This window comes from Neobacillus kokaensis, from assembly GCF_014656545.1.
GTDB lineage: Bacteria > Bacillota > Bacilli > Bacillales > Cytobacillaceae > Neobacillus > Neobacillus kokaensis.
Genome location: NZ_BNDS01000007.1, coordinates 14,594 through 33,293, shown reverse-complemented (window position 1 = coordinate 33,293; position 18,700 = coordinate 14,594). Strand labels below are relative to the sequence as shown.

Annotated in this window: 18 protein-coding genes and 1 pseudogene; 13 read left to right on the top strand and 6 right to left on the bottom strand. The window is 37.6% G+C overall.

The features are described 5' to 3' along the window. Positions 1-99: 99 nt before the first annotated feature. Both sigI and IE222_RS09815 read left to right on the top strand, forming a co-directional pair. Positions 100-846 carry an RNA polymerase sigma factor SigI gene (gene sigI, locus IE222_RS09820; protein ID WP_191272249.1) on the top strand — a complete coding sequence of 249 codons (747 nt, stop codon included), beginning with the start codon at positions 100-102 and terminating at the stop codon, positions 844-846. Next, on the top strand, positions 843-2,036 hold the full coding sequence (locus tag IE222_RS09815; protein ID WP_191272247.1) for an anti-sigma factor domain-containing protein: 1,194 nt from the start codon (positions 843-845) through the stop codon (positions 2,034-2,036). Before sigI ends, IE222_RS09815 begins: the two co-directional genes overlap by 4 nt. 41 nt (positions 2,037-2,077) lie before the next feature. On the opposite strand, the gene IE222_RS09810 is transcribed toward IE222_RS09815, so the two are convergent. Further along, positions 2,078-2,278, bottom strand: a complete 201-nt coding sequence (locus tag IE222_RS09810) for an alpha/beta-type small acid-soluble spore protein (RefSeq protein ID WP_191272245.1) — start codon at positions 2,276-2,278, stop codon at positions 2,078-2,080. 108 nt (positions 2,279-2,386) lie between these two features. Next, positions 2,387-2,740 carry a DUF3905 domain-containing protein gene (locus tag IE222_RS09805; RefSeq protein WP_191272243.1) on the bottom strand — a complete coding sequence of 118 codons (354 nt, stop codon included), beginning with the start codon at positions 2,738-2,740 and terminating at the stop codon, positions 2,387-2,389. A 131-nt stretch (positions 2,741-2,871) separates the two neighbouring features. On the opposite strand from IE222_RS09805, the gene ykzP reads away from it, so the two are divergent. Both ykzP and ykzE read left to right on the top strand, forming a co-directional pair. After that, entirely contained in the window at positions 2,872-3,033 is a 162-nt protein-coding gene (gene ykzP, locus IE222_RS09800; RefSeq protein ID WP_191272240.1) for a protein YkzP, read from the top strand. Between the two features lies 1 nt (position 3,034). Continuing rightward, positions 3,035-3,169, top strand: coding sequence for a protein YkzE (gene ykzE / locus IE222_RS26700; RefSeq protein ID WP_275671453.1), 135 nt, complete (start codon positions 3,035-3,037; stop codon positions 3,167-3,169). Positions 3,170-3,187: 18 nt separating this feature from the next. Here ykzE and IE222_RS09795 read toward each other — a convergent pair. After that, positions 3,188-4,936: pseudogene (locus IE222_RS09795) on the bottom strand (B12-binding domain-containing radical SAM protein). A 316-nt stretch (positions 4,937-5,252) separates the two neighbouring features. On the opposite strand from IE222_RS09795, the gene IE222_RS09790 reads away from it, so the two are divergent. From IE222_RS09790 to IE222_RS09755, 8 genes are all read left to right on the top strand, one after another. After that, positions 5,253-6,266, top strand: coding sequence for a 2-oxoacid:acceptor oxidoreductase family protein (locus IE222_RS09790; RefSeq protein WP_191272238.1), 1,014 nt, complete (start codon positions 5,253-5,255; stop codon positions 6,264-6,266). Then, positions 6,266-8,560: a transketolase C-terminal domain-containing protein gene (locus IE222_RS09785; RefSeq protein ID WP_191272236.1), complete on the top strand. Its 2,295-nt coding sequence runs from the start codon at positions 6,266-6,268 to the stop codon at positions 8,558-8,560. The genes IE222_RS09790 and IE222_RS09785 overlap by 1 nt, the downstream gene beginning before the upstream one ends. A 385-nt stretch (positions 8,561-8,945) precedes the next feature. Continuing rightward, on the top strand, positions 8,946-10,118 hold the full coding sequence (locus IE222_RS09780) for a pyridoxal phosphate-dependent aminotransferase (RefSeq protein WP_191272234.1): 1,173 nt from the start codon (positions 8,946-8,948) through the stop codon (positions 10,116-10,118). A gap of 178 nt (positions 10,119-10,296) precedes the next feature. Then, positions 10,297-10,539 (top strand): aspartyl-phosphate phosphatase Spo0E family protein, encoded by a 243-nt coding sequence (locus IE222_RS09775; RefSeq protein ID WP_191272232.1) that lies wholly within the window; start codon positions 10,297-10,299, stop codon positions 10,537-10,539. A gap of 548 nt (positions 10,540-11,087) precedes the next feature. Continuing rightward, positions 11,088-11,912 carry an electron transfer flavoprotein subunit beta/FixA family protein gene (locus IE222_RS09770; protein ID WP_191272230.1) on the top strand — a complete coding sequence of 275 codons (825 nt, stop codon included), beginning with the start codon at positions 11,088-11,090 and terminating at the stop codon, positions 11,910-11,912. A gap of 41 nt (positions 11,913-11,953) precedes the next feature. Then, positions 11,954-12,985, top strand: a complete 1,032-nt coding sequence (locus tag IE222_RS09765) for an electron transfer flavoprotein subunit alpha/FixB family protein (protein ID WP_191272229.1) — start codon at positions 11,954-11,956, stop codon at positions 12,983-12,985. After that, positions 12,978-14,273: an FAD-dependent oxidoreductase gene (locus IE222_RS09760; RefSeq protein ID WP_191272227.1), complete on the top strand. Its 1,296-nt coding sequence runs from the start codon at positions 12,978-12,980 to the stop codon at positions 14,271-14,273. The genes IE222_RS09765 and IE222_RS09760 overlap by 8 nt, the downstream gene beginning before the upstream one ends. Next, on the top strand, positions 14,273-14,557 hold the full coding sequence (locus IE222_RS09755) for a ferredoxin family protein (RefSeq protein ID WP_191272225.1): 285 nt from the start codon (positions 14,273-14,275) through the stop codon (positions 14,555-14,557). Before IE222_RS09760 ends, IE222_RS09755 begins: the two co-directional genes overlap by 1 nt. Before the next feature lie 145 nt (positions 14,558-14,702). On the opposite strand, the gene IE222_RS09750 is transcribed toward IE222_RS09755, so the two are convergent. The 3 genes from IE222_RS09750 to IE222_RS09740 all read right to left on the bottom strand — a co-directional run bounded on the left by IE222_RS09750 (position 14,703) and on the right by IE222_RS09740 (position 18,064). Then, positions 14,703-15,050 (bottom strand): hypothetical protein, encoded by a 348-nt coding sequence (locus tag IE222_RS09750; protein WP_191272223.1) that lies wholly within the window; start codon positions 15,048-15,050, stop codon positions 14,703-14,705. Positions 15,051-15,200: 150 nt separating this feature from the next. Further along, positions 15,201-16,439, bottom strand: a complete 1,239-nt coding sequence (locus IE222_RS09745) for an MFS transporter (RefSeq protein WP_191272221.1) — start codon at positions 16,437-16,439, stop codon at positions 15,201-15,203. Positions 16,440-16,555: 116 nt separating this feature from the next. Further along, positions 16,556-18,064: an ATP-binding protein gene (locus IE222_RS09740; RefSeq protein ID WP_191272219.1), complete on the bottom strand. Its 1,509-nt coding sequence runs from the start codon at positions 18,062-18,064 to the stop codon at positions 16,556-16,558. Positions 18,065-18,257: 193 nt separating this feature from the next. On the opposite strand from IE222_RS09740, the gene IE222_RS09735 reads away from it, so the two are divergent. Beyond that, positions 18,258-18,698, top strand: coding sequence for a MarR family winged helix-turn-helix transcriptional regulator (locus IE222_RS09735; RefSeq protein ID WP_191272217.1), 441 nt, complete (start codon positions 18,258-18,260; stop codon positions 18,696-18,698). Positions 18,699-18,700: the final 2 nt, after the last annotated feature.

Below are 18,700 nucleotides of genomic sequence, written 5' to 3'. Positions count from 1 at the left end.
AAATTTATAAAATTTGCGTACCTATGTAGTGAAAAGGAAAATGCTTGCCCCCAAAATGATCCGAACGTATGATATAATGGGTCGAATAGAGGTGAGCATATGCTGAGTTTATTGTTTTTGGCCAAAAAAAAGAAACCAACAATTGAAGATACTGTTGCCTTGATCCAGCAGGGAGATAGTTCTCTGTTAAATGAGCTGATTGAGGCGTATAAACCATTTATTGCAAAGACGGTTTCTTCAGTATGTAAAAGATATATTTATGAAACAGATGATGAATTTAGCATAGGACTTATAGCCTTTCATGAAGCAATCGAAAAATACTCAGCAGATCGTGGTAGTTCCCTATTAAACTTTTCAGAAATTATTATTAAACGAAGAGTTATAGATTATATCCGTAAACAAACGAAAAACCAACATATTAGTATTGATTTGACTAATGAATCAAATGAGGAAGAATTACCAGGGATTACGATTGTAAATGAGCTTTCCCTTGAAGAATATCAAAAAAAGAACGATGAACAGCTGCGAAAAGAAGAAGTGCTGCAGTTTCAAAAATTGTTAAATGCCTTTGACTTAACCTTAAGTGATTTATTAGAAAATTCTCCTAAACATACCGACGCAAGGAAAAATGCGATCCTAGTCGCAAAAAAACTTGTAGAAGATCAGGAATTAAGAATATTATTACTGGAAAAGAAACGGCTGCCGATTAAGCAGTTAGAAAAAATGGTGAATGTAAGCCGTAAAACGATTGAACGGAATCGAAAATACATTATAGCTATCGCACTCATTCTATCCAGTGATTATATTTATTTAAAGGATTATATAAAGGGGGTGCTTGAAACATGAAAAAAGGAATTGTAATGCAAATAGATGAGACTTTTCTTACACTTCTTACCCCTGATGGAGAATTCTTAAGGGCAAAAAGGCTGGATATGCCCTATATGATTGGTGAGGAAATATGTTTTTATCCAGTGACTATTACAAAAACAAACAACCTTCACAAACGACTAAATCACCTGTTTCGACTGAAGCCGATATGGGTCGTTTCGCTTGCTCTTTTGGTCATAATTGGTTCGTTATTTCCGGTGCTCCAAAAAGATAAAGCGTATGCCTATATGTCCATTGACGTGAATCCGAGTATTGAGCTTGGTGTGAACGATAAAATGCAAGTTATTGAATTGACTGGTTTTAATGAAGCAGGAAAAAAAATTATCTCGCAGCTTTCAGACTGGAAGAAACAGGATGCCGCTGAACTTACGAAAACATTACTGCTTACCATGAAAAAAGAAGGTTTCTTGGAAAATAATCAACATGTTATCTTCTCTACAGTTCGGACTGATAAGGTAGAGAAAGTCGCTGAGGAAAAGCTTCAAAAGCATTTAAATGAAATTAAAGCCACGATTAACTCTCAGGCCTTGGAGCTGACCGTTTTAAACTGTACGGAAGAAGAGTTAAAAAAGGCACATGAACTTGGAGTAACTGCTGGAAAATATGAGGCGAATAATAGTAAAAAGGTTAATGTAAAATCAACAGAAAAGAAAAAAGATAAGAACGGTCCTCAAAAGCAGCCAAAGAAAATAAGAGAGATCTCACAAACGAATGGACAATATAAGAAGCAATCCGAAAATCCTACTGGGATAAATAAAGGTACGAATAGGCAGCCTCCATTTTCAGAGAAAAAGATGGCTCCTGGACAATTAAAAAAGGTGAATGGAGAGCAAGAAAAAAATTTTGGCCAAACAAAGAAAGTGATAAAGCTAGAAAAAAATTTTGGTCAAACAAAGAAAGCGATAAAGCAAGAAAAAAAATATGGTCAAACAAAGAAAGCGTTAAATCAAGAAAAACATCAAAAAAAACATCCAATTCAATCTCAGGAAAAACAACAAAAAAAATACCCGGAAAAAGATCAACAAAAGCCTGGGAATAAAGGAAAACATTCCCATCAGAGAAATAATAAGGTACATTTCCAATCTAAAAATAAAGCAAATCAAAATTATTATGGAAAAAATAGAGGGTATCAGCAAAAAAAGAAATAAAAGTCCGGCATTATTGCCGGACTTTTTCCATTTGTATTTAATTATTGGTTATTTTTCCCTGAAAGCTGTGATTGGGCTTGCTGGACTAATCTTTTCGTAATTTCTCCGCCCACAGAGCCATTTGCTCTTGAAATGGTATCTGAACCCAATTGAACCCCAAATTCCTGAGCGATTTCATATTTTACCTGATCCAAGTATTGTTCGATTCCTGGTACCAATAATTTATTTCTACTGTTTGCCATATTGTGTCAACTCCTTTTTTAACCAGAGAGTTTATTTCATCTCTGTACAAGTATTATTTATTAGTGGCACTATTTTCATAAGTGGAAATGTTTATCGAAATTGGATACTTAGTCCGTCCCTATACTAACGTCCTTTGAAGGATGCATGAACGGAACTCCTTGTGGTTTTCTCTTGCTTTCAAGCAATTCTCGATTTTCCGCTGTGTTCCAGCCAATATCGTTTGTTGGATGTACCCATTCATCGCCCGCCATTATGGCAGGGTCCGTCTCATCTGACCAGTTTTCTAACGGTGAATTTTCAGAAGAATAGAGGCTGTCACCAATTAGAACTCCATGTTCATTGACAAATGGATCTTCTATTTTAATACCCGTCCCTTTAAAGCTTGGGGCATTAATTTGATGAGGCAGGGTCTCATCAATACTTATGGTTTCCGTTGATTGTTTGTTTTTTTCTTGTTTCAATCTATTTCACCTCTTTTAATGTTATTTTCTGCGAGTAAGGTAATTTTATTTATGAAAAATTAGGTAACGCATATTACGCCCATTTTGTTTAACACTATAAATGTAAGTTCATTAAAAGGGGGAATACCTTGATGGCAAAGCGAAAAGCAGAGTTTGACGCAGTAGAAAAATATACAAAAACACCTCGTAAAAACGTTCAGGAAAGTGAATTTTCGGCGGAATTTACCGATAATAATAATGCGATTAGATTTGCCAATCGGAATTCAAAACAAGGTCAAAAAGGAAGAAGTTAAAATGAATAAACGTCGTAAAACACCACCGCGTATACCGATTGAAGAATTTTCATTAGAATATGGCGAAGTGAACGGCGTTCCGCTTATTGAAACAAAAGATCGGACAAAAAAGAATAACAGTTTACGTAAAAAATAAGCCGGGCATAATCCCGGCTTATAAGGTCTCAACGTATGAAAAAATATGAGTTTTTTCGTTTGCAGGTGCAAAATATGCTAATAGCCTTGAAGAATGTTTCTCAACCAATCCAGTCGATAAATACTTCGCTAAATCAAAAGAAAGCTCCTCCACCATTGTATGTTTATATAACTCTTTTTCATCTAATTTCAAATCAATAAAGTCTTGACCTAATCGCCCAGGGTTGTCGATTACCTGTTTGTAGATAGCTGATCGCTCGGATTTATTAAAGCTTGGCTGCCACCATGGTTTTCTGGGCTTATATTTATGATTTCTTAAGTAATCATATTTCATTAATCCACTGATAACTTCAAGTTCTTTAACGGCTTTTTTCTCTAAGAAAGAATAGAGCCTGCGGTATAAGTCTTCTAACTGATGTCCAATTCTTGACCAGCCTTGTTCGTCCCAATATGAACCGAATTCTTGGAAGAAATCAAACGGTGAAGGGAAGACATTGGTTACTAAAAATTCGACTGTAGTATCCATACGGTGGTCGTTCCAATATTTCTCCAGCACATCTTCAACTTGCTTAATCCTCACGATATCATCAAAAGATAATACATTATTGCTTAAAATTTCATATGGGGAATGGTCCATATAGACATATTCCTGTTCAGCAGCACGAATTCGCACTCCTGTCCCGCGAAGCATTTTTAGAAACCCTAATTGCAGCTCTTCAGGTCTCATTTCGAAAACATCATTAAAGGTTTTTCGAAATGAAGCATAATCTTCTTCTGGAAGCCCGGCAATTAAATCAAGATGCTGATCAATCTTATTTCCTTCTTTTACCATTGTGACAGTTCTTTTAAGTTTTTCGAAATTTTGCTTTCGTTTTACAAGCTCATTTGTATAATCATTTGTTGACTGTACCCCAATCTCAAAGCGGAACAATCCCTTTGGAGCCTCTTGATTTAAAAATTCAATGACCTCCGGACGCATGATATCGGCCGTTATTTCAAATTGGAAAACTGTGCCGGGAAGGTGTTCATCAATTAAAAAACGGAACATTTCCATTGCATAGCTTCTGCTAATGTTAAAAGTGCGGTCAACGAACTTAATCGTTTTTGCTCCATGCTCCATTAGGTAACGAATGTCTTCTTTAATTTTCTCACGGTCAAAATAGCGGACTCCAACTTCAATAGAAGAAAGGCAAAATTGACAGCTAAATGGACAGCCACGGCTTGTTTCAATATAAGTAACGCGTTTTGCTAAATGGGGTATATCTTCAGTAAATCGGTATGGTGATGGAAGTTCTTTCAAATCAAGTTTGTTTCTTTAAAGGGTAACTTTTAATTGACCATCCTGTCGGAAGGCAATCCCTGGAACATTTTCAAATGTTTGTGATGATTGAATCTCAATTAGTAACTGTTTAAAGGTTTGCTCCCCTTCACCGATGACGATAAAGTCGATTTCGGGGTTATTCTCCATCCACCAAGTGGTATCATATGTCACTTCAGGACCTCCGAGGACAATATAAATAGACGGATTAATTTTTTTTAGCATACTTACTACTTTAAGAGTCTCTTCGATGTTCCATATATAACAGCTAAATCCAATAACATCAGGTTTTTGCCGATAAAGGTCTGAAACAATATTCAAGACCGGATCTTTGATCGTATATTCTTTAATGCTAATATCAAATTCCGAGGCTGCATAAGCCTTCAAATAACGAATGGCAAGATTTGTATGGATATACTTCGCGTTCAAGGTAGAACAAATTACATTCATAAAAAAAGCTCCTTTGTGATGATAAAACCAATAAAATTATAGCTTATTTTAGCAGCAAAAGACAAAAGTGAAATAAATGAGTCTTTAAATAGCTCTGTTGTAATACAAAAGGAAAGCTGTTATATAAAAAAATTTAAGTGTAAATCCAATAATAACATAGATTTTTTTTTGAGAAAACAGGGTGTATTAGAAAAAAAATATCTGTGTTTGATTTTTGTCACAGCTAAGTAAAACGAAATGTTCTAGAATTACTGTTAAGTAATGAAATTGTTTACCTTTTCAATTGGTGTTTCTGAATGAGAGCGGGGGATATTTAATGTCTATTTTACCGAAAAAAAATGAACTGGGTTTCTTTGAAATCCGTTTAGAATCTATTGGCGGGCTAGGGGCAAACTTGGCTGGGAAAATGCTTGCTGAAGCGGGTGTATTAAGTCTTGGTTTAAAAGGATCAAACTTCTCATCCTATGGTTCGGAGAAAAAAGGATCTCCTGTAAAAAGCTTCATCCGTTTCTGTGATCCGGAAGTTGATATTAGAGATCATAGCCCGATTGAGCAGCCGCATATTGTCGGCGTGTTCCATGAAGCCTTATACAGGACAGTTAATGTTGCCAGCGGCCTTGACGCAGAAGGGATTGTCCTTGTCAATACATCAAGAGATTTTGATGATGTCAGAAGAGATTTACAGCTTGAATATGGCACTCTGGCAATCGTGGATGCATTAACCATAGCTGTTGAAGAAAAGACAAAGGTTAATACCGCAATGCTCGGGGCATTATATCGAATTTGTGATTTTCTTAATCCGGAATCGATGAGGGATATCATCAGAAAAACATTCACTAAGAAATATCCGCATTTAGTTGAACCAAATATTCGTACTTTCGATCGAGGCTATAACGAGGTTCAATTTAAAACATATGAGGTGCCGGAAGGAGCTGAAGGCAAAAGCTTTAGTCGTCCGCAGCCGCAGCTAGGGTATTTGACTCAAGAAATAGGCGGAGTGATTACCGCCCAGGCTAATAGTATATTAAAAGATTTAAGCGGTTCTAGACAGGGATTTCTCCCAGAATTCCAACAGGAAAAATGTATTCACTGTGCAGCATGTGATAATGTTTGTCCGGATTTTTGTTTTGTTTGGGAAGAAGGGGAAGATAAACGCGGCAGAAAACAAATGTTCCTTAAAGGGATTGACTATCAATATTGCAAAGGCTGCCTAAAATGTATTGAAGCATGTCCGACAGATGCACTTGGCGACTTGCGGGAAATGATAGGCTATGCAGACGAACATCGCGTGAAGCAAAACTTTCCTTATGTGACAGGAGGTATTTACTAATGGCTATGATAGAGGATCAAGTCTTAGCTCAAGAGAGAGCAGAGCAGCATTCCACTTTTGAATCAGGCAATGAAATGGCTGCAATGGCTGCGGCACAAATTAATTATCACATCATGGGATATTTTCCAATTACGCCATCAACTGAGGTTGCGCAGTTTCTTGACCAGATGAAAACTCGCGGGGAGCATGATATTAAGCTGATTCCAGCGGATGGGGAGCATGGTTCTGCAGGTATTTGTTATGGTGCTGCAGCAACTGGTGCACGTGTCTTTAATGCAACAAGTGCAAACGGATTCTTGTATATGCTTGAACAAATGCCTGTTCAGTCAGGTACACGTTTTCCTATGGTACTTAACCTAGTTACACGTTCAGTAAGCGGACCGCTTGACATACGCGGTGACCACTCTGACCTTTATTATGCTTTAAATACCGGCTGGGTTATTTTAACCGCAAAAACACCTCAAGCAGTATATGATATGAATATTATGGCGCTTAAAATTGCGGAGCATTCTAAAGTTCGTCTGCCTGTAATTGTTGCCTATGATGGATTTTTTACCTCTCATCAAAAGCGGAGAGTGGAATATTTCAGTGATCGCCGTGTTGTACAGCAATTTGTCGGAGATTGCCCAAATAATTATAATTTTGCCAGAGATCCGAAAAAACCGGTAACTATCGGAGCTCATATGAGCGGTGATGATTTCCTCAATAATCATTTTCAGCAATCTGAGGCAATGTACAATGCCTATGATGTATATAAAGAGGTTGCTGCTGAATATGCGAAACTTTCAGGAAGGGAATACCCTGTTCTTGATCTGTATAAAATGGAAGATGCTGAAGTAGCCTTATTCTTATTAAATTCAGCAGCAGAGTCTGCGAAAGATGTCGTCGACAAGCTGCGTGAAAAAGGAATCAAAGCTGGAGTAATCAGCCCTAATATTATTCGTCCATTCCCTGCAAATGAAATTCGTGAAGCACTTAAGAAAGTGAAGGCGGTATTAGTCGGTGAGCGGGCCGATTCTTATGGTGCACATGGTCCAAACTTGACTCATGAAGTAAAGTCAGCGCTTCAAGATGACAAGGATAACAAAACTATTGTGTTAAGCCGTGTATTTGGACTTGGAGGAAAGGATTTCTATGCAAGTGATGCAGAAAACCTATTCAACCTGGCGATAGCTGCAATGGAAAAAGGCTATGCAGAAAAGCCTTTTGATTATTATGGACATATTCCTGGCGATCCAGAAAAAATTCTTAAGCCCATTATCCTGCCTCAGCATGGAGACGTCTTTAAATCAGGTTTAATAGAGGTAAAAATGGATGAGGAAAATAATAAATTAAAGGTAAAAATCCCGCCGCTTCGTTCATTAACCGGAAAGCCAAAACGGATTTCATCAGGTCATGGTGCTTGTCCAGGCTGTGGAATCTTTGCTGGTTTGGAGCTTTTCTTTAAAGGAATCGAGGGTGATATTGTTACTCTCTTCCAAACCGGATGCGCATATGTAACAACGACAGGCTACCCTAATACATCACATAAACAAACCATGATGCACAATTTGTTTCAAAACGGTGCAGCTACCTTATCCGGTACTGTTGAGGCATTTATGGAACTTAAACGCCGCGGCGAAATTCAAGTCTCTGATGATGCAACATTTGTCATGATAACGGGTGACGGCGGTATGGACATTGGCATGGGTTCAGCTATTGGAACGGCGCTGAGGGGACATAAATTAATCATGCTTGAATATGATAATGAAGGCTATATGAATACTGGCTCACAAATGTCATATTCAACCCCAATTGGTCATATGACTAGTACATCCGGAGTCGGAAAAACTCAACGTGGTAAGGCCTTCCATCATAAGGATACTGCACAAATTATGGCAGCAACGAATATTCCATATGTGTTTACTGGCTCAGAAGCTTTCCCACAGGATTTGGTTAAAAAAGGGGCAAAAGCACAATGGTATGCTCAAAATGTCGGTACAGTATACGGGAAAATCTTGATTACCTGTCCATTAAACTGGAAGTCTGATGACCGTTATGGAACAAAGATTGTCGAAGCAGCTGTTAATTCATGTTTTTTCCCTCTTTATGAAGTCGAACAAGGGGTTACAACCATTACTTATAATCCAGAAGAGAAGAACAAACGGATTCCGTTGTCTGATTGGCTAAAATATATGGGGAAAACAAAACACCTTCTTAAAGAAATAAACCAACCACTTTTACAAGAATTTGAAGAAGAGGTTGAAAAAAGATGGCAGCGTCTAAAAGCAAAGCATGAAAACCCAATGTTATAAAAGACAACAAACGCAAAGCAGGATATGCTTGCGTTTGTTGTCTTTTATAAATTCAAAAAAAAAGGTAATGGAAAGGAATTTTCTCACTATATGTCGAATAGAGTTTATATTATTATTAAAGTGGTCGTGAGCGAGGGGGACATTAAGTGAAAAGGCAGTTCAATCAGAGAATGCAATTCCTCTAGAAAGACAGGATGGGGAAAGTGTTTTACGCGAAAACCAACAAAGATATAAACGGGTTTTTGAAGAGTCATGATGGACTGATTCTTTCGTACCATCATTCCTTACTGTTTTTCTTGAAAATGATCAATTCTATATATATCATTTAAATTCAGTTCGATATAAAGTTAGACATCAATAAGAAAACTTAAAGCAGGTGAAGGTTATGAAACAATTTCCACCATCAGAATTATTAAACAGTCTGCCTAAGCAATTTTTCGCAGCATTAACTAAAAAGGCAAGCCAATTTATAGAGCAGGGCCATGACGTCATTAATTTGGGGCAAGGCAACCCTGATCAGCCGACCCCGGAGCATATTGTTGCCAAACTTCAAAAAGCCGCCGCAAATCCATTAAACCATAAATATTCACCTTTTCAAGGGTTCCATTATTTAAAAAAAGCCGCTGCCGAATTTTATTTAAAAGAATACGGTGTTAAGCTTAATCCTGATAAAGAAGTGGCAATCTTATTTGGAGGCAAGGCAGGTTTGGTTGAAATTCCACAGTGCTTATTAAATCCAGGTGAAACGGTTCTTGTCCCTGATCCTGGATATCCTGATTACTGGTCAGGGATTGCCTTGGCAAAAGCAGAAATGGTAACCATGCCTTTACGGGAAGAGAATCACTTTCTGCCAAACTATCAGGCACTTTCTTCAGAAAATTTAGCAAAAGCGAAACTAATGTTTTTAAACTACCCTAATAACCCGACTGGATCTGTTGCATCAGAAGAATTTTTCGAAGAAACCGTCAGGTTAGCAAATGATAACAATATTTGCATTGTTCATGATTTTGCCTATGGGGCTATTGGTTTTGATGGAATGAAGCCGCCCAGTTTTTTACAGGTTAAAGGGGCAAAAGAGGTTGGTGTTGAGATTTACACATTATCGAAAACCTACAATATGGCTGGCTGGCGTGTTGCCTTTGCAGTGGGTAATGAAAGTGTTATTTCTGCAATTGAACTCCTGCAAGATCATTTATATGTTAGTTTATTTGGGGCGATACAGGAAGCTGCTGCTGAGGCGCTGACAACCTCTCAGGAATGTGTAGAGGAATTAAAAGATTTATATGAACGCAGGAGAAATGTTCTGATTGACGGACTGCGGGAAATCGGCTGGAATGTTACTGCTCCAAAGGGCTCATTTTTTGCTTGGCTCAAGGTACCCCAAGGATTTACATCCGAACAATTTTCCACGATTTTACTCGAAGAGGCTCATATTATGGTTGCCCCGGGTATTGGTTTTGGTGAATTTGGTGAAGGCTATGTCCGAGTAGCTCTTCTTTCATCAGAGGATCGTCTTAAAGAGGCGGTTAGGAGAATTAATAGCTTACGTATGTTTTAAAAGGAATTTTGTCGTAAAAACATGAAAGCATTTATTTTTTTTGTCGAAAAACAAAAGAAATAGAATGTTTTGTCTACTTTTGCGAAGCTATTTACTTTTATAAAAAATCTGTCATAATTCTTCAAGTAGTCTTATTTTTTAGCGAAAAAAAGTAGAAGCTTAAGAGGTAGGGATAAAAGTGTACGGATATAGTAATAGTCAAACTGAAATGATTGAAGAGATAAAGGTAAAAAGAGAATTAATGATTAAGAGTGCGAATACATTTGGATTTACGAGCGATGAAACAATCAAGTACAGTCAGGAACTGGATGAACTAATAAACGAGTACCATAGAATGATGGGACAAGCCTCAAGCCCCTGTGAAGAAGTTAGACTAGCCTTTAAACAAACTATTATGATTTGGCCCAAAGTTCTTGTTTGATGTATGTTAGGGTAATAATATACATAGATATAAAATAAATTGAAAATAAACACACTCAAATTTCTTAGGCTTATAGTGCAGCAAAGAGGCCTTCTGATACAGCTGAGTTTAAACAAATGAAGGTCTCCCGCTGCCAATTCTTTTCAATTTCCCCAATCATTTTCTTTATGATAAAACAGCTCCAAATTATTTATAATATTCTCCAATATTAACATTACTGTGATTTTTATCATTGTCTATATCTCAATTTTTCATATAGTTATAGTAATAGTACTTCATATAATTCTTTCACATCACGTTCGAAGTATTCTCCTTTATTAAGTTCACTTACTTCATTGCCATACATAAGAACCAGAAATCCGATCATTTTTTTAAAAAAGATATCTAGAATCTCGGTCTAAAGATTTTATTTTTACGTGAAGAAATCCATTCCTGTTGGTATATGCTTATATGACGACTCATATATCGTTAATAAAAGCATTTTCTATAACCAAAACTAGGCAACCGTATACAACATTCAAACATCCTTAGGAGGAGGGAAGTCCTACATGCACATTGTCGTATGTGTCAAACAAGTACCTGATACAAAAATCATTAAAATTAATCCCAAAACGAACACACTCGACCGCCGCAGTGCTCCGGCAATCTTGAATCCTTATGACGCTCATGCCGTTCAGGAGGCTGTGAAAATTAAGAAAAAAAACGGGGGTACAATTTCTGTATTATCAATGGGACCACCGCAGGCAACCGAGGTGATTAAGAAAAGCATTGAAATAGGTGCCGATAGAGGCTATTTAATATCGGATCGTGCTTTTGCCGGTGCGGATACCCTAGCAACCAGTTATGCACTTTCGAAAGCACTTGAAAGGATTGGAAAGGACCTTCCTGTTGATATGATTATTTGCGGAAAGCATGCCATTGATGGTGATACAGGACAAGTTGGACCTGGTATTGCACGTAGAATGGATATTCCGCCTATCACAAGTGTCATTGAAGTAACCGAAGTAAATCAGCAGGAAAAAACGGTTTTAATCAAGCGAAAACTTACCAGAGGCTATGAATTAATTCAATCAGAAATGCCATGCTTATTAACCGTTGAAAAGGAAATAAATGAAATCGAATATTCCCCAATGCCCAATATGATTAAAGCCGCAAAATATGAACCAATTATCTGGACCGTCAATGATCTGGAAAATGTCGAACGCACCCAGCTTGGGCTGAAAGGTTCGCCAACGATTGTTGGAAAAATGTTTACACCTCCACGTCCTGAAGGCGGCAAAAAGCTTGAAGGTTCTGCCTCTGAGCAAATTAGTCAGCTGATGGAAATATTGATGGAGAAAAAAGACTTATTAACGATACCATCATCAAAATAAATATATAGGATTGATAGCTTGTCTTTTCAGGAGGGGTATACATGAATCTTGACGATTACCGTGGAGTTTGGGTATTCATTGAACAAAACGATGGAAAAATTGAAGGTGTATCACTCGAATTGCTTGGTGCAGGAAGAAAGCTTGCTGATAAATTGCAAGTTCCATTATCTGGTTTCTTGCTTGGAGAAGGAATCAGAAATTTGGCCCAACAAGTGATTGCTTATGGAGCCGACCAAGTTTATCTGATTGATCATCCAGTTTTAAAGCATTATCGGACAGAATCATATATGAAAGGTGTTATCACCATAGCTGAACATTACAAACCGGAAATCATTCTTTATGGGGCTACACCAAACGGTAAAGACTTGGCAAGTGCAGTTGCGACTGATTTAAATACTGGTTTAACAGCCGATACAACCATGCTCGATGTAGATTTAGATAGTAGATTACTAGAAGCCAGCCGGCCGGCATTTGGCGGCAATATCATGGCCACAATTCTATGTAAGAAGCATCGTCCGCAAATGGCGACTGTCAGACCGAAGGTTATGAAGGCATTAGTGCCTGACACCAACAGAGCAGGTAAGATCATTGAAGAAGAAATTTCCTTGAAGGAAGAAGAAATGCGCACAAAAGTACTGCAAATTGTGAATGATGTAACAAAAAAGACTAATTTGGCGGATGCCCATGTTATTGTATGCGGTGGAAAAGGGATGGGAGATTTGCAAAATTTCCAGCTGATCCATGAATTTGCTGAGACTATCGGTGCCAGTGTTGGCGGTACACGCGATGTGGTGGAAGCAGGATGGCTGCCGCATGAACAGCAAGTCGGTCAGACAGGAGAAACGGTTACCCCTAAAATTTATTTTGCTATCGGGATATCAGGAGCAATTCAGCACGTTGTCGGGATGAAGAACTCTGAGCTGATCATTGCTATCAACAAAGATCCAAATGCACCAATATTTGACGTGGCAACATTTGGAATTGTAGGAGATGCCATGGAGATTGTCCCAAGATTAATCGAGCAATTTAAAAGCTTAAGGATTGAAAAAGGCGGTGAACTAAGCTATGCCTGAAAAGTTTGATGTGGTCGTAGTTGGGGCAGGTCCGGCGGGTACAGCGTGTGCCCTTACATGTGCAAGAAATGGACTGAATGTCTTGCTTATTGAAAGAGGAGAGTATCCAGGAGCTAAAAATGTAATGGGCGGGGTATTGTACCGACAGCAAATGGAGGATCTCATTCCGGAGTTTTGGATGGAGGCACCATTAGAAAGGCCCGTTATAGAACAGCGCTTTTGGATGATGGATAAGGAATCAGTTATTTCCTTTGGATATAAAGGGCTTGAATGGGCTGCACCACCTTATAACAATTTTACCGTTTTACGGGCCCAATTTGATCAATGGTTTGCCAAAAAGGCCGTCGAGGCTGGAGCACTCCTAATTAACGAAACAGTGGTTACCGAATGTATTGTTGAAAATGGCAAGGTTGTTGGCGTACGTACCGATCGTCCGGATGGAGAGATTTACGCAGATGTAGTCGTCCTTGCGGATGGGGTTAATTCGCTTTTATCAAAGCAGCTAGGCTTCCACAAAGAATTTCGTCCTGATGAAGTAGCGTTGACTGTAATGGAAGTTATCAATTTACCAAAGGAAAAAATAAATGACCGCTTTAATCTCGAAGATAATCAAGGGTGTACCATTGAGATATTTGGAGACTCAACAAAAGGAAACCTTGGTACTGCATTTCTTTATACCAATAAAGAAAGTCTCAATATTGGAGTCGGAACAACCCTTTCAAGTATGATTAAGGCAAAATTAAAACCATATGAGCTGTTAGATTACTTGAAAAACCATCCGATGGTGAAGCCGTTGATCGCAGGCGGTGAATCAGCCGAGTATCTTGCTCACCTTATTCCAGAAGGGGGCTTCCGCTCAGTACCAAAAGTAGCCGGAAATGGTGTTGTTGTAATAGGTGATGCGGCACAACTGGTTAACGCAATTCACCGTGAAGGCTCGAATATGGCAATGCATTCAGGCCTGTTAGCTGCTGAAGCTGTCATCGAAGCGAAGAATCGAGGAGACTTTAGCGAATCCAGTTTAAATAGTTATCGTGAAGCTTTATATAATAGCTTTATTATAAAAGATTTAGAAAAATATAAAGATGCTGCCCATACGTTTGAAAAGTACCCACAATACTTTAAAGAATATGTTCCAATGATGAACCAAGCAGCCAGTAAATTCTTTACAGTTGACGGAACACCAAAACGCGATAAACAAAAACAAATTATTAAGAATATGACTTCTGAAAAAGGAACATTAAGGGTGTTACAAGATCTTTATCGTGCTTGGAAGGCGGTGAAATAATGTCAACGAAGAATATTGAAGAAAAACAGTATCTTCTACGATTTAAGTGTGATACAAAGTCTCATTTGACCGTACTTGACCATGACATTTGCATGACCCAATGCCCGGATAAAATCTGTACCATCTTTTGCCCTGCTGAGGTGTACAAATGGGAAGGAACGAGGATGCAGGTAGGTTACGAGGGCTGTCATGAATGCGGCAGCTGCCGCATTGGCTGCCCGTATCAAAACATTAAATGGGAATATCCTAAGGGCGGACATGGAATTGTATTTAGATTAGCTTAATGTATAAAAAGTGTTGTTTGCAAAAAATAGCAAACAACACTTTTTATTAACTATTTTTATAATCACTATTTAAAAACACTATATGTATATTTTTTCACAAGGGATTGTAAAAAGAAGGGTGAAGCAGAGGTATGGATAAAGAGGATTAGCTTATTTTCTCTAATAAAGTGGCTTCAGAAAGGGCATCTTCTTTGGCAAATGATATAAATGATGAGCCAAGCGAGATAGCGTAATCAATTACTTCCATATTCTTAGTGCAATAAAAAGGTTTTTTCCAGTTGAAATCGCCGGCGCTAGTGGCTGGATAAATACTTACTTTCCAGTGAAAATAGATTTTTGCTTGGGGCAGCTGCTCGCCTTCTACAGCAATAAGCCAATGAGTAAATGAGAATTCAGGAACAAATGCTTCAGATTCTTGGAGTGCCATTAAATCTCTATAGCCAATAGGTAATAATGCCATTTGATAAAAGTCGTGGTGATTTGGGGTTTTCATCTTAATGCCCTCCCTTTTTTAGGTGTTAACTTTATTATATGAAACTTTCATTAGTTTTTGAGTAATAAATGTTAAAATTTTTCGAAAAATATATGCATTTTCATAAAATTGACAAAAAAGCCGGAGACGTAATGTCACCAGCTTTTGTCCTTATTGTTTATTCCATTCCCACACCTTTTGGTCAGATGGAAGCAGGAATGCTGTTAAGCCAAGTAATGGTAACATCCCTAGCCCGATAATCATCATTTGCAGCCCAATTAAATCCGCAATATACCCAAGTCCGACCGAACCAATTGCACCCATTCCAAACGCAAGCCCGACCGTGAGTCCTGACATTGTGCCGATTTTTCCAGGGACTAATTCCTGGGCATACACGACTGTTACAGAAAAGCTGGTCATTAAGATAAAGCCTGTAAGAACAAGAAAAATAAATGCTATAGCTGGTGAAACATGCGGAAGCAGAATCGATAAAGGAAGAGTCCCGAGCATCGAAAAGGAAATAACCTTTTTCTTGCCAAACCTGTCTGCCAGCGGACCGCCAAAAAATGTTCCAAATGCCCCGGATACTAAAAAGGCAAATAAGAAAAGCTGTGATTGTTTTATCGTAAGTGTATATTCCTTAATTCCATAGAAGGCATAAAAGTTGGTCATTCCGGAAATATACCAAGATCTTGCAAAGATTAGCAGTAAAATAAGGACTAATGCCCTTTTGATTTCCTTTGGTAAACCAGTCTGATTAGTTTGGTTAGTATTCTTCTTCTTTTCCATAAAAGGCTTAGAGGATAGCCCCTCATTATACCACTTTGCAATGTAAATTAATAAGAAAACGGCTAGTGCAGCAGCAATGGAAAACCACGATGCCCCAATTTGCCCTAAAGGTACTAATATAAGTGCAGTAATCAGGGGTGCTAATGCCTGACCTGTATTGCCTCCGACTTGATAAATGGATTGTGCAAGACCTCTGCGGCTCCCGGCAGCCATATAGGCAACCCTTGAACCTTCAGGATGAAAAACGGCTGAGCCTATACCAATAAAGATTACTGATATAACAATCATTCCAAAATTAGGTGCAAAGCCAATACCCAATACCCCGATAAAAGTGAAAGCAAGACCGATTGGCAAAGCGAAGGGCATCGGTTTTTTGTCGGTATATATGCCTACAACAGGCTGCATGACAGAGGAAACCATGTTGAGGGCGAAGGCAATCATTCCTAATTGGGTAAAGGATAAACCCATGGACTTTTCCAGAATCGGAAACATAGCTGGTACAACTGCTTGAATTGCATCATTTAATAAATGGCAGAGCCCAATTACGATAAGTATCTTATAAATTGTTGTTTCAGAAGCTTTTGGCGCTTCCCGCCTTTGTGAAACGGCCTGTTGACTCATATTATTCCCCTTTACTACTAAATTACCTGACAGTCTCATACTATATATTACTACCTTATCGTTCAATAGAGAAATATTTATTTCGGATTTTGAAATAAAAAACGGAACCATGTTCATTATTGGTTCCGTTTTTTATTAACGAGCGGTAAGGAGATTTCCACGGTTGTTCCAATCGTTTCCTTACTATAGATCTCTATTGTTCCATTAAAAGAATTAATAATCCGCCTGCATATGACCAGTCCTAAACCGGTGCCAGTTTCTTTGGAAGTGTAGAATGGGCGGAAAATTTTCTCCAGATCCTCTTCAGGGATGCCTTTCCCATTATCGATGATTTGAAGTCTGCAAATATCTTTAAATATATTGAGCTTGATTTGTACGGTTCCAGAGTTTTCAAATGAATCAAAAGCATTTCTAGTTAAATTTAAGATAACTTGTTTTATCTGGTCTTTGACACATTTTACAATCACAGATTCACCTGTAATTTCCCATATGCACTCAATATTATGGGCGTTCCCCTCTGAAATGATTAGTGGTTTAAGTTCATGCAGCGTATCTGTAATATTAACATGATCCAGCGTTTGCGCTGTAGGCTTGCCAAGAACTAAAAATTCGCTGACAATTTCATTTATTCTTTTTAATTCTGAATTAATAACATCAAAATAATATTGGTCTTCTTTGTCAGTATATTTTTCACTTAACAATTGTATAAGCCCTTTTACACCTGTTAATGGATTTCTAATTTCATGGGCAGTGCTTGCAGCCAATGTTCCAACTAACTCTAGCTTTTGGACTTCATTTTCCTTTCGTTCTTTAAGCGTATGGATTCGTAATAATATGTATTCAATTAAGAGAAAAAGAACATGGGTCACAACAAGAAGGATAAATAAATTTTTACCAACATTCTTGGCAATTTCTTTTATATCACGATCAGCAATTTTCACCTTGATATTCCAAGGTAATTTGTCCATTGGATATGTAACCCATTTATCCTCTTTCTTCAGTCCATCATCATTAACATTCATTTTAAGGAGGATGTTTTTCCCGTTTGCTACAAAAAGCTTCGTATCTGGTGTGAGTACCTTCATCAAATTTTTCATATAATCGATTCGTAAGTCTGCAATAAAAATACCCTTCAATTCGTTATCCTGAGTTAGAACTGGTGTTGCTAAACTAATGATTCTTTGGTTGTTTTGTAGAATTTCTACATGATTTGAAATGATAATATCCTTTGTTTCGATTACTTCTTTGATAAGCGACTTTTCTGGAAAGGCGATTTTATGGTGCAGTGAAGCGGTACCGGTTAGTAATCTTCCATTATGGTCAAGTAAAAAGAGACCGCCATATCTTGGATCATTTTGATTCACTTTGTGCAGCAGCGGCTCCATTTTTTCTGGATTATCTAAATTTTCATTTGCAGAAAGAGAAAGAATTTTCAAGCTGGTGATTGTTTCACTTATAAATTGGTCCCAGTTCTTTTGATAAATCGAGGCAATCCAAAGTGCATCATCTTTTCTTTTCATGTCATTTTCTTTTAATATCTGATTAGAAAAATATAAGCCTAAAAGGATAACAGGAATGACCACAACAATTAAATAAATAAAAAAATTTCCTTTGTGTAGTTTCATGTATGTACCTCAAATAATAAATTCTATTAAAATGTATTATACAACATATATATGTTTAGTTCCTGTTTTTTTCCATCGGAAAATTGACAGTCAGGACAAAATTTTTTATAATAATTTTGAAATCGAGATAATTGCTAAGTTTATTTTCATTTTTAGTATGATTATTTCAATAATCTTAAAGGATGCGTTTTGTATGGAAAAGGATTCAACAGCACAATCTTTAAAACTATTTATTGTCCTTTCTAGAGCTTATAAAGCAATTAATGAGCATGTAAATAAAATTATTCAAGCAAATGGTTTAAATCCAACTGAATTTGCCGTTTTGGAGCTCCTTTATCATAAAGGGGATCAGCCTTTGCAGCAGATTGGTGCAAAAATATTGCTTGCCAGCGGCAGCATTACTTATGTGGTAGATAAGCTTGAACAAAAGGGACTTTTAAAAAGGGTTGCCTGTCCAAAAGATAGAAGAGTTATTTATGCACAAATTTCTGATGAAGGAAAAACATTAATTCAAGATATTTTTCCAGATCACGCCCGGCAAATTGATCAGCTCATGTCTAGTCTTACGGATTCAGAGAAGACAGAAGCAATAGATTTATTGAAAAAATTAGGAATACCTGCTGGGAAATTCTAATA

Bases quoted from the DNA above. Each gene is read 5' to 3' on its own strand.
- sigI (WP_191272249.1), top strand. From the start codon at position 100: ATGCTGAGTTTATTGTTTTTGGCCAAAAAAAAGAAACCAACAATTGAA.
- IE222_RS09815 (WP_191272247.1), top strand. From the start codon at position 843: ATGAAAAAAGGAATTGTAATGCAAATAGATGAGACTTTTCTTACACTT.
- IE222_RS09810 (WP_191272245.1), bottom strand. From the start codon at position 2,278: ATGGCAAACAGTAGAAATAAATTATTGGTACCAGGAATCGAACAATAC.
- ykzP (WP_191272240.1), top strand. From the start codon at position 2,872: ATGGCAAAGCGAAAAGCAGAGTTTGACGCAGTAGAAAAATATACAAAA.
- ykzE (WP_275671453.1), top strand. From the start codon at position 3,035: ATGAATAAACGTCGTAAAACACCACCGCGTATACCGATTGAAGAATTT.
- IE222_RS09790 (WP_191272238.1), top strand. From the start codon at position 5,253: ATGTCTATTTTACCGAAAAAAAATGAACTGGGTTTCTTTGAAATCCGT.
- IE222_RS09785 (WP_191272236.1), top strand. From the start codon at position 6,266: ATGGCTATGATAGAGGATCAAGTCTTAGCTCAAGAGAGAGCAGAGCAG.
- IE222_RS09780 (WP_191272234.1), top strand. From the start codon at position 8,946: ATGAAACAATTTCCACCATCAGAATTATTAAACAGTCTGCCTAAGCAA.
- IE222_RS09770 (WP_191272230.1), top strand. From the start codon at position 11,088: ATGCACATTGTCGTATGTGTCAAACAAGTACCTGATACAAAAATCATT.
- IE222_RS09765 (WP_191272229.1), top strand. From the start codon at position 11,954: ATGAATCTTGACGATTACCGTGGAGTTTGGGTATTCATTGAACAAAAC.
- IE222_RS09760 (WP_191272227.1), top strand. From the start codon at position 12,978: ATGCCTGAAAAGTTTGATGTGGTCGTAGTTGGGGCAGGTCCGGCGGGT.
- IE222_RS09755 (WP_191272225.1), top strand. From the start codon at position 14,273: ATGTCAACGAAGAATATTGAAGAAAAACAGTATCTTCTACGATTTAAG.
- IE222_RS09750 (WP_191272223.1), bottom strand. From the start codon at position 15,050: ATGAAAACCCCAAATCACCACGACTTTTATCAAATGGCATTATTACCT.
- IE222_RS09745 (WP_191272221.1), bottom strand. From the start codon at position 16,439: ATGAGTCAACAGGCCGTTTCACAAAGGCGGGAAGCGCCAAAAGCTTCT.
- IE222_RS09740 (WP_191272219.1), bottom strand. From the start codon at position 18,064: ATGAAACTACACAAAGGAAATTTTTTTATTTATTTAATTGTTGTGGTC.
- IE222_RS09735 (WP_191272217.1), top strand. From the start codon at position 18,258: ATGGAAAAGGATTCAACAGCACAATCTTTAAAACTATTTATTGTCCTT.